The organism is Streptomyces sp. WELS2 (genome assembly GCF_013870595.1).
Classification (GTDB): Bacteria; Actinomycetota; Actinomycetes; order Streptomycetales; family Streptomycetaceae; genus Streptomyces.
This window is the reverse complement of the sequence record NZ_JACBWZ010000151.1, coordinates 1-10,743: the sequence shown is the minus strand read 5'-3', so window position 1 is coordinate 10,743 and position 10,743 is coordinate 1. Positions and strand designations below refer to the sequence as shown.

The 10,743-nt window shown below is 72.6% G+C and carries 9 protein-coding genes; 3 read left to right on the top strand and 6 right to left on the bottom strand.

Features of this window, described 5'->3' with window-relative positions:
• From H5J33_RS12330 to meaB, 3 genes are all read left to right on the top strand, one after another.
• On the top strand, window positions 1-868 hold an 868-nt coding region (locus H5J33_RS12330), incomplete at its 5' end, for a methylmalonyl-CoA mutase family protein (RefSeq protein ID WP_258565033.1).
• Window positions 868-3,042, top strand: a complete 2,175-nt coding sequence (gene scpA, locus H5J33_RS12325) for a methylmalonyl-CoA mutase (protein ID WP_181794942.1) — start codon at window positions 868-870, stop codon at window positions 3,040-3,042. The genes H5J33_RS12330 and scpA, both read left to right, overlap by 1 nt.
• Before the next feature lie 5 nt (window positions 3,043-3,047).
• Window positions 3,048-4,052 (top strand): methylmalonyl Co-A mutase-associated GTPase MeaB, encoded by a 1,005-nt coding sequence (gene meaB / locus H5J33_RS12320; protein ID WP_181794941.1) that lies wholly within the window; start codon window positions 3,048-3,050, stop codon window positions 4,050-4,052.
• A gap of 49 nt (window positions 4,053-4,101) precedes the next feature.
• On the opposite strand, the gene H5J33_RS12315 is transcribed toward meaB, so the two are convergent.
• The 6 genes from H5J33_RS12315 to H5J33_RS12290 form a co-directional block, all read right to left on the bottom strand.
• A complete protein-coding gene (locus H5J33_RS12315; RefSeq protein WP_309485387.1) occupies window positions 4,102-5,313 on the bottom strand; it encodes a cytochrome P450 in 1,212 nt (403 codons plus the stop codon).
• Between the two features lie 38 nt (window positions 5,314-5,351).
• On the bottom strand, window positions 5,352-6,695 hold the full coding sequence (ccrA, locus tag H5J33_RS12310) for a crotonyl-CoA carboxylase/reductase (protein WP_181794940.1): 1,344 nt from the start codon (window positions 6,693-6,695) through the stop codon (window positions 5,352-5,354).
• 78 nt (window positions 6,696-6,773) lie between these two features.
• Window positions 6,774-7,967, bottom strand: coding sequence for a cytochrome P450 (locus H5J33_RS12305; RefSeq protein ID WP_181794939.1), 1,194 nt, complete (start codon window positions 7,965-7,967; stop codon window positions 6,774-6,776).
• Window positions 7,968-8,018: 51 nt separating this feature from the next.
• Window positions 8,019-9,449: an MFS transporter gene (locus H5J33_RS12300; RefSeq protein ID WP_181794938.1), complete on the bottom strand. Its 1,431-nt coding sequence runs from the start codon at window positions 9,447-9,449 to the stop codon at window positions 8,019-8,021.
• A gap of 69 nt (window positions 9,450-9,518) precedes the next feature.
• Window positions 9,519-10,289 (bottom strand): thioesterase II family protein, encoded by a 771-nt coding sequence (locus H5J33_RS12295; protein ID WP_181794937.1) that lies wholly within the window; start codon window positions 10,287-10,289, stop codon window positions 9,519-9,521.
• On the bottom strand, window positions 10,286-10,743 hold a 458-nt coding region (locus H5J33_RS12290), incomplete at its 5' end, for a thioesterase domain-containing protein (protein ID WP_258565032.1). The genes H5J33_RS12295 and H5J33_RS12290, both read right to left, overlap by 4 nt.

Sequence of the window (10,743 nt, the reverse complement as noted above, 5' to 3'; positions counted from 1 at the left end):
GCTCAGGTCGGGCTGCATGATGGTCATGCGTGCTCCCGGGGGTCGTCAAACGGCTGTGGGCGGCGCGGACGCGGTGACGGTGCTGCCGTTCGACCACGCGCTGGGGCTGCCCGACGCGTTCGCCCGGCGGATCGCCCGCAACACCTCCACCATCCTGATCGAGGAGTCCCATCTGGCCCGGGTCGTCGACCCGGCGGGCGGCTCCTGGTACGTGGAGCGGCTGACCGCCGACCTGGCGGAGGCCGCCTGGCGGTTCTTCCGGTCCGTCGAGCGCGACGGCGGGCAGGCGGCCGTGCTGCGCTCCGGCCGGCTGCGCACCGATCTCGCCACGACCTGGGCGGAGCGCTCCAAGCGGCTCGCCCGGCGACGCGAACCCATCACCGGGGTCAGCGAGTTCCCGCTGCTGACCGAGAAGCCGGTCGAGCGCCCGCCCGCGCCCGAGCCTCCCTCGGGCGGTCTGCCCCGGGTGCGCCGGGACGAGGCGTACGAGGAGCTGCGCGCCCGCTCCGACGCCCATCTGGCGAGGACCGGCGCCCGGCCCCGGATCTACCTGGCCACGATCGGCTCCCCGGCCGAGTACACCGCGCGGGCGTCCTTCGCGGCCAACCTCTTCCAGGCCGGCGGCATCGAGCCGGTCACCGAGGGCGCCTTCGCCGACAGCGGCGCCACCGAGGCCGTGGTGTGCTCCAGCGACGCGCTCTACGCCGAACAGGCCGGGCAGGTGGCCGGGTCGCTGCGCGCGGCCGGGGCCCGGCACGTGTCCCTGGCGGGCCGGGGCGAGTACCCCGGCATCGACTCGTACGTCTTCGCGGGCTGTGACGCCGTGGATGTGCTGTCCTCGACCCTCGACCGCATGGGAGTGTCCTGATGGGAATCCCCGACTTCTCCGGCATCGAGCTGGGCACCCCGGTCACGGGCGGCACCGAGGACGAGTGGCGCGCGGCGCTGCGCCGGGCCACCGGGGACGCGGAGCCGGTGTGGGAGACCCCGGAGGGCATCGGGGTCAAGCCGCTGTACACCGGACGTGACGTGGAGGGCCTGGACTTCCTGGGCACCTACCCGGGCATCGCGCCGTATCTGCGCGGCCCGTACCCGACGATGTACGTCAACCAGCCCTGGACGATCCGGCAGTACGCGGGCTTCTCCACCGCCGAGGAGTCCAACGCGTTCTACCGGCGCAATCTCGCGGCCGGTCAGAAGGGCCTGTCGGTCGCGTTCGACCTGCCCACGCACCGGGGGTACGACAGCGACCACCCGCGGGTGACGGGTGACGTCGGCATGGCGGGCGTGGCCATCGACTCGATCTACGACATGCGGCAGCTGTTCGACGGCATCCCGCTGGACAAGATGACCGTGTCGATGACGATGAACGGCGCGGTGCTGCCGGTGCTGGCGCTGTACATCGTGGCGGCGGAGGAGCAGGGCGTACCGCCCGAGAAGCTGGCCGGGACCATTCAGAACGACATTCTGAAGGAGTTCATGGTCCGCAACACCTACATCTATCCGCCGAAGCCGTCGATGCGGATCATCTCCGACATCTTCGCGTACACCTCGCAGCGGATGCCGCGCTACAACTCCATCTCCATCTCCGGCTACCACATCCAGGAGGCGGGCGCGACGGCCGACCTGGAGCTGGCGTACACCCTCGCGGACGGTGTGGAGTACATCCGGGCGGGCCGCGAAGCGGGCCTGGACGTGGACGCGTTCGCGCCCCGGCTGTCGTTCTTCTGGGCGATCGGCATGAACTTCTTCATGGAGGTCGCCAAGCTGCGCGCGGCCCGGCTGCTGTGGGCGAAGCTCGTGCGGCAGTTCGACCCGCAGAACCCCAAGTCCCTGTCGCTGCGCACGCATTCGCAGACCTCGGGCTGGTCGCTGACCGCGCAGGACGTGTTCAACAACGTCACCCGCACCTGCGTGGAGGCGATGGCGGCCACCCAGGGGCACACCCAGTCGCTGCACACCAACGCGCTCGACGAGGCGCTGGCGCTGCCGACCGACTTCTCGGCGCGCATCGCCCGCAACACCCAGCTGCTGATCCAGCAGGAGTCGGGCACCACCCGGGTCATCGACCCGTGGGGCGGCAGCGCGTACGTGGAGCGGCTGACGTACGACCTGGCCCGCAAGGCGTGGGCGCACATCCAGGAGGTCGAGCGGGCGGGCGGCATGGCGCAGGCCATCGACGCGGGCATCCCGAAGCTGCGCGTGGAGGAGGCGGCGGCCCGCACCCAGGCCCGCATCGACTCCGGCCGGCAGCCGGTGATCGGCGTGAACAAGTACCGGGTGGACAGCGACGAGCAGATCGAGGTGCTGAAGGTCGACAACTCGGCCGTGCGCGCCCAGCAGATCGAGAAGCTGCGGCGGCTGCGCGCGGAGCGGGACGAGACCGCCTGCCGGGACGCGCTGGACGCGCTGACCCGGGCGGCCGACGGCACGGACAACCTGCTGGAGCTGGCGGTGCGCGCGGCCCGCGCCAAGGCGACGGTCGGCGAGATCTCCGACGCCCTGGAGAAGGTGTACGGGCGGCACGCCGGGCAGATCCGTACGATCTCCGGTGTGTACCGCAACGAGGCAGGGCAGTCGGCGTCGGTGGACCGCACCCGGGCGCTGGTGGAGGCGTTCGAGGAGGCCGAGGGGCGCCGGCCGCGCATCCTGGTCGCGAAGATGGGCCAGGACGGCCACGACCGCGGCCAGAAGGTGATCGCGACGGCCTTCGCCGACCTCGGTTTCGACGTGGACGTCGGCCCGCTGTTCCAGACGCCGGAGGAGGTCGCCCGGCAGGCGGTCGAGGCGGATGTGCACGTGGTCGGGGTGTCCTCGCTGGCCGCCGGGCACCTCACGCTGGTGCCGGCGCTGCGCGAGAAGCTCGCCGAGGAGGGCCGCGAGGACATCATGATCGTGGTCGGCGGGGTGATCCCGCCGCAGGACGTGCCGACGCTGCGGGAGATGGGCGCGGCGGAGGTGTTCCTGCCCGGGACGGTGATCCCGGACGCTGCCCACGACCTGGTCCGGCGGCTGGCGGCCGACCTCGGTCACGAGCTGTAGCGGCGATGGCAGCGATCGATCTCGACACGTATGTGAAGGGTGTGCTCGACGGGAAGCGGGCCCTGGTGGCCCGCGCCATCACGCTCGTGGAGTCCACCCGGCCACAGCACCGGGAGCTGGCGCAGCGGCTGCTCACCGAGCTGCTGCCGTACAGCGGGCGGGCGCGGCGGATCGGGGTGAGCGGGGTGCCCGGTGTCGGTAAGTCGACGTTCATCGACGCGTTCGGCACGATGCTGACCTCGCTGGGGCACCGGGTCGCGGTGCTCGCCGTCGACCCGTCCTCGACCCGCACGGGCGGCTCCATTCTCGGTGACAAGACGCGGATGGAGCGGCTCGCGGTGGACCCGGCGGCCTTCGTGCGGCCCTCCCCCAGCGCGGGCACGCTGGGCGGGGTCGCCAAGGCCACCCGGGAGTCGATGGTGGTGATGGAGGCGGCCGGCTACGACGTGATCCTGGTGGAGACCGTCGGGGTGGGCCAGTCGGAGACGGCGGTCGCCGACATGGTCGACTCCTTCCTGCTGCTCACCCTGGCCCGTACCGGCGATCAGCTGCAGGGGATCAAGAAGGGCGTCCTGGAGCTGGCCGACGTGATCGCCGTGAACAAGGCGGACGGCCCGCACGAGCGGGACGCGCGGGCCGCGGCCCGGGAGCTGGCGGGCGCGCTCCGGCTGATGCACGGCAAGGACGCCTTCTGGACGCCGCCGGTGCTGCACTGCAGCGCGCGCGAGTCGGCCGGTCTGGACACGGTGTGGGAGCGGCTGGAGCAGCACCGCCGGCTGCTGGAGAGCACCGGGCGGCTGGCGGACCGGCGCCGGGAGCAGCAGGTCGGCTGGGTGTGGACGATGGTCCGGGACGAGCTGCTGGGCCGGCTGCACGCCGATCCGGCGGTCCGCGCGGCCGCCCCGGACCTGGAACGGCGGGTGAGGGAGGGCGAGTTGACGGCGACCCTGGCGGCGGAGCGGATCCTGGCCGTCTTCGAGGCCCGGACGGATCCGGCGTCCGGGAGCTGACCGGGAGCGGTCCCGGGGGCGTGCCTCCGGGACCGCTGCCGGGCCGGCGCTACCAGGCGACGGGCAGCGAGGTCACGCCGTGGATCAGCCGGCCGGCGGACCGGGGCACCTGGTCGGCCGGGATGTCCAGGCGGAGCGTGGGGAACCTGCGCAGCAGGCTGCCGAGGGCGATCTCCAGTTCCAGCCGGGCCAGTCCGGCACCCAGGCAGTAGTGGATGCCGTAGCCGAACGCCAGGTGCTGGGCGCCGGGGACGCGCGCGACGTCGAGGGTGTCGGCGTCGGGGTACTGCGCGCCGTCGCGGTTGGCGGAGGCCAGGGAGGCGAGGACGGCGGTGCCCGCGGGCACCAGGGTGTCGCCCAGCTTGACGTCCTCGGTGGCGATGCGCAGGGTCGCCTCGTCGCCCGGCGGGACGAAGCGCAGCAGCTCCTCCACGGCGGCCGGGACGGCGGCGGGGTCGCGGCGGACCGCCTCGAACTGCTCGGGGTGGGTCAGCAGCGCCAGGACGCTGTTGCCGATCTGGTTGGTGGTGGTCTCGTGCCCGGCGATCAGGAGGGTGATCGCCAGGTGCAGCAGCTCCTCCTCGTCGAGCCGTTCGGCGTCGGCCTCGTGGATGGACACCAGGGCGGACAGCAGGTCGTCGCCCGGCTGCCGCTGCTTGGCGGCGATGAGTCCGCCGAGGTATCCGGCGAGCCCGTTGTGCGCGGCGACGATCCGCTCGACGGGCAGGGAGACGGTGGACAGGACGGTGCCGGACCACTCGGCGATCTGCTCGCGTTCGTCCAGCGGCACTCCGAGCAGTTCGCAGATGACGGTCACGGGCAGCGGGAAGGCGAGCGCGGGCACGAGGTCGGCCGGGAAACCGGTGCGCTCCATGGCGTCCAGCAGCTCGTCGGTGCGGGCCTGGATCCGTGGGCGCAGCGCCGCCACCCGGCGGGCGGTGAACTCCCTGGAGACCAGCCGGCGCACCCGGGTGTGCTCCGGCGGGTCCATGGTGAGCAGGTTCTTGGCGTTCTGCGGTTCGGTGCCGATGCGGGGGGCGCCGGGGCGGGCGGTGGCGGCCCGGCTGAACCGGGGGTCGGACAGCACGGTGCGCACCGAGTCGTAGTCGGTGACCAGGAGGCCCTGGTCACCGCTCGGCATGCGGATGCCGGAGACCGGGCAGGTCTCGCGCAGCCGCCGGTACTCGGGGGCCGGCTCCAGGGCGGTGGGCCGCTCGAAGGGGTAGGCGAGGGGGGCGTTGTCGACCGGGTTCTCGGTCACGTGCGTACTGCCAATCTGTGTGGGCCTGAGGGTGGGGGTCAGGCGGTGCGGAAGCGGTTGATGGCCTTCTCGTGCCGCTCGCGCAGCGCGGGGTCGGTGACGCCCAGGCCCTCGCGCGGGGCGAGGCAGAGCACGCCGACCTTGCCGTGGTGGCGGTTGCGGTGGACGTCGTCGACGGCCTGGCCGATGCCGTCGAGCGGGTAGCTGCGGGAGAGCGTGGGGTGGATGCGGCCCTTGACGACGAGCCGGTTGGCCTCCCACGCCTCACGGTAGTTGGCGAAGTGCGAGCCGATGATCCGCTTGAGGTGCATCCACAGGTAGCGGTTGTCGAACTCGTGCCGGTAGCCGGATGTGGAGGCGCAGGTCACGATGGTGCCGCCGCGCCGGGCCACGTAGACGGAGGCGCCGAAGGTCTCCCGGCCCGGGTGCTCGAAGACGATGTCCACGTCCTCGCCGCCGGTCAGCTCGCGGATCCGGCTGCCGAACCGCTTCCACTCCCGGGGGTCCTGGGTCTGTTCGTCGCGCCAGAAGCGGTAGTCCTCCGCGTTCCGGTCGATGATCGCCTCGACGCCCATGGCGCGGCAGATGTCCGCCTTCTGCGGGCTGGAGACCACGCAGACCGGTATCGCGCCCCCCGCCAGCGCGTACTGGGTGGCGTACGAGCCGAGACCGCCGCCGGCGCCCCAGATCAGCACGGTGTCGCCGACCTTCATGCCGGCGCCGTTGCGGGAGACGAGCTGGCGGTAGGCGGTGGAGTTGACCAGGCCGGGCGCGGCGGCCTCCTCCCAGGTCAGGTGGGCGGCCTTGGGCATCAGCTGGTTGGCCTTCACGAGCGCGAGCTGGGCCAGTCCGCCGTAGTTGGTCTCGAAGCCCCAGATCCGCTGCTCGGGGTCGAGCATGGTGTCGTCGTGGCCGGCCGCGTCCTCCAGCTCGACGGACAGGCAGTGCGCGACCACCCGGTCGCCGGGGTGCCAGCGGCGCACTCCGGGGCCGGTGCGCAGGACCACGCCGGACAGGTCGGAGCCGATCACGTGGTAGGGCTGGTCGTGGCGGGCGGCGGGGCCGCCGGTGCGGGCGTAGCGTTCGAGGAACGCGAAGGTCGGCACGGGCGAGAACAGCGCGCTCCACACCGTGTTGTAGTTGACGGAACTGGCCATGACGGCGATCAGGGCCTCGCCGGGGCCGGGCTCGGGGGTCGGTACGTCGCTGATGTGCAGGGCCTTGGCGGGTTCCCGGTCGGCGACCGGGATGCCGTCGAACATGTGCTGCTCGTCCTTGAACAGCACCGCGGCCCGGTACGACTCCGGTACCGGCAGGGCGGCGAAGTCGCGGGTCTCGGCGTCCGGTGACTCGATCGCGGCCACCAGGTCGGCTGTCACCACGGAACTCCCTTGCTTGTAGGGCGTGTTCGGTTTGCGTCGGGTGGCGGCCGGGGCGGGCCGCCACCCGGGGGTGCGGGGCTAGTGGTTGAGCTTCACGGGCAGTTCGGTCAGTCCGCGCATCACCAGGCCCGGGCGCCAGCGCAGTTCGGCGGCCGGGTCCTGGCGCTCCATGCGGGGGAAGCGCTCCAGCAGCTGGCGGAAGGCGATGTGCGCCTCCAGCCGGGCCAGCGGGGCGCCCAGGCAGTAGTGCATGCCGTAGCCGAAGGCCATGTGCTGGTTGGGGGCGCGCTCGGCGTCGAAGGTCATCGAGTCGTCGAAGACCCGCTCGTCGCGGTTGGCGGACAGCAGCGAGATCAGGACGAGTTCGCCTTCCTTGACGGTCTGTCCGCCCAGTTCCAGGGTCTCGGTGGCGACGCGGAAGCTGGCGCCGGGCACCGGGCTCTCGAAGCGCAGGAACTCCTCGACGGCGGCCGGGATGGCGTCGTGGTCGGCGCGCAGCCGCTCGGCCAGCTCGGGCCGGTCCAGCAGCAGGGCGGTGCCGTTGCCGAGGAGGTTCACGGTGGTCTCGTAGCCGGCGATGATGAGCAGGAAGCACATCGAGGTCAGTTCGTGCTCGGCGAGCCGGTCCTCGTCGTCCCGGGCGGCGATCATCGCGGACAGCAGCTTGTCGTCGGGTTCGGCCCGCTTCTGCGCGACGAGGTCGCGGACGTAGTGGACGAACTCGGTGACCACGTCGACGGGGAAGTTCTGGGTGCCGACGCCCGCCAGGTAGGCGTTGGACCAGCTGCGGAACCGCTCGTGGTCGGCGACGGGCACGCCGAGCAGTTCGCAGATGACCTGCATGGGCAGCGGGTAGGCCAGGTCGCGGATGGCGTCGGGCTGTTCCTGGACGGCCATCTTGTCCAGCAGGTCGCTGGTCATCTGCTCGATCATCGGGCGGAGGTGTTCGATGCGCTTGGCGGTGAACACCGAGGAGACCAGGCGCCGCAGCCGGGTGTGGTCGGTGCCGTCGACCCGGAGCATGTGGGTGCCCATGCTGGCCCGGATGTCGGCGGGCAGGACGTCCTGGGAGACGATCCGGGTGCCGATGCGGTTGGACAGCCGGGCGTCGCCGAGTCCGGCGCGGCAGTCGGCGTACCGGGTGACCAGCCACAGCGGCACGCCGTTGGGCAGTTCGACCTGGAAGAGCGGGCGGTCCTCGCGCAGCCGCTCGAAGAGGTGGTGCGGGGTCTTCACGCCGTAGTCGGCGTACAGGTCGGCGAAGGTGACCATGCGGGATGTGCTCCTTGTGTGTCGGGGCGTGTGCCGAAGCGTGTGCGGGGCTCAGTCGAGGGCGGGCTGCCTGGCCGGCGCGGGTGCGGCGGCGGGCGGCTTGAGGGCCGGGATGCCCAGCGCGACCGCGCCGCCGGCCAGCAGGACCGCGACGCAGATCCACAGGCCGGGGATCATCGCGTCGGTGAAGGCCCCGGGCGAGTCGTAGCCGCCGCCGCGGGCGGTGAACACGGTGGTGAGGACGGCGATGCCGAGCGCGCTGCCGATCTCCCGGACGGTCGCGTTGGTGCCGGAGGCCTTGCCGATGTCCTGCGGCTGCACGGAGCTGACGACGACCGTCGCGCTCGGCGCGAAGATCAGTCCGGTGCCGATGCCGCACAGCATGTACGGCACCACCATCTGCCAGTCCGCGGTGGCGGGGTCGGAGATCAGCGCGCACCAGGCCAGGCCCACGGCGGCCAGGGCGAGGCCGGCGGCGATCAGCCGGGCCGGGCCCACCCTCGGGATGAGCTTGCCCGCGTACGGGGCGCAGATCGTCGGCATCACGGCCCAGGGCAGGGTCCACAGTCCGGCGACGAACGGCGAGTGGCCGCGGGCCACCTGGAGGTACTGGGCGAGGAAGAAGATCGAGCCGAACAGGCCGAAGTAGACGGCCAGGGAGGAGAGGTTGGTCAGGGTGAAGGCGCGGCTGCGGTAGATCCTCAGGGGCAGCAGCGGTGCGGGGGCGCGGCGCTCCCAGAGCACGAACGCCAGCAGCAGGACGGCCGCGGCGGCGTACAGGCCGAGGACGCGGCCGGAGGTCCAGCCGTAGTCGCTGCTGTCCACGATGGCCCAGACCAGGGCGAGCACGCCGGTCGCGCCGAGCAGCAGCCCGAGGAGGTCCAGTCCGGCGGCGGCGCCGCGGCTCTCGGGGTGCACGCGCAGCACCAGCGGTACGGCGACGAGCCCGATCGGGACGTTCAGCCAGAACAGCCAGTGCCAGCCGATGCCGGTGGTGATGGCGCCGCCGATCAGCGGGGCGATGCCGACGGCGAGGCTGCTGATGCTGGACCACACGCCGATCGCGACGCCCCGCTTCTCCGGTGGCACGGCCACGGTCAGCATGGTCAGCGACAGCGGCAGGACGGCCGCCGCGCTCATGCCCTGCAGGGCGCGCAGCGCGATGAGCGCCCCGGTGGAGGTGGACAGCGCGCAGCCGACGGAGAACAGCACGAACAGCGTGAGCCCGGTGACGAACACCTTGCGGCGCCCGTAGCGGTCGCCGAGGCCGGCCGCGACCAGCAGCAGGCCGGCGAACCCGAGGATGTAGCTGTTGGTGACCCACTGCAGGCCCTGGACGGAGGCGTCCAGGTCGCGCCGGATGGACGCGAGGGCGTTGGTGACCACCAGGTTGTCCAGCGCGACCATGAACATCGGCAGGGACACGGCGAGGACGGTCAGTCCGAACGGCGGGCGTGCCGGGGCAGCCGCTTCGTTTGCCATCGATCGTTCTTTCTGTGTCGGGGGGGCTGGGGGCCGGCGCGGGGACGCCGGCCCGCGAGGGGGGTGCGGTCAGCGGAAGCGGGCCAGGTCCTCGGCGAGCGCCCGGACCACCCGGTCCTGCTGCTCGGCCAGGTAGAAGTGGCCGCCGGGGAAGGCACGCAGGCGGAAGTCGGCCTGGGTGTGCGCGCGCCACTCCTCGGCCTCGGCGAGGGTGACCTGCGGGTCGTCGTCGCCGACGAGGACGCTGACCGGGCAGCGCAGCGGCGGCCCGGGCTCGTACCGGTACGACTCCACCGCCAGGTAGTCGCCGCGGATGGCCGGCATGATCATCTGGATGACGTCGTCGTCCAGGAGCAGCCGGTCGTCGGTGCCGTTCAGGCGGCGCATCTCGGCGATGACGGCGTGGTCGTCCATGAAGCGGACCTTGGTGTCGCGCAGGGTGGGCGGGGCGGTGCGGCCGGAGGCGATCAGTCCGCGCAGGTCGTGGGAGCCGCCGGAGGAGTCCCGCTCGATCCGGCGGGCCACCTCGAAGGCCACGCAGGCACCCATGCTGTGCCCGAACAGCACCAGCCGGCGCGGGGACAGCGACCCGAGGACGGCGACGATCTCGTCGGCGAGCCGGGAGACGGACGTCAGGGGCGGCTCGGCGCGCCGGTCCTGCCGTCCCGGGTACTGCACCGGCAGCACCTCGGCGACGCCGGCCAGGGCGTCCGCCAGGGGGCGGAAGTAGCTGGCGGAGCCGCCCGCGTGCGGGAAGCAGACCAGCGTCAGGTCGCCGTCCTCGGGCGCCGGGCGGTAGGAGCGGAGCCAGAGTTCTCGTGCGATGGGGGTGTTGGTCATCCCCGTACCTCCGTGCGCAGCCAGGACGCGATGGCGTCGGCGGTTGTCCGATGATGGGCGTCGAGCATCGAGAAGTGGTCGCCGGGTACGTCGACCACGTGCCGGGCGTGCTCCCAGCCGGCCCCGCGTGCGCCCTGCCCGGCGCCGGGCACCTCGGCGGTGGCGCGCAGCAGCAGCACGGGGGTGTCCAGGGGGTGCGGGGTCCAGTCGGCGAACGCCCGGAAGTAGCCGCCCATCGCCACCAGCCGCTGGTCGTCGAGGAGTTCGGCGGCCTCCTCGTTCTCCAGCAGCTGCCCGACCATCAGCCGGGTGCTGGAGCGGTCGGCGGCGCGGGAGAAGGTGTCGGCCAGGACGACGGCGGCGGCCGGGGTGCCGAGCGCGGCCAGGTGCTCGGCGACGGCGTGCGCGATCCAGCCGCCGGAGGAGCGGCCGAGCAGCACGAGCGGGCGGCCGG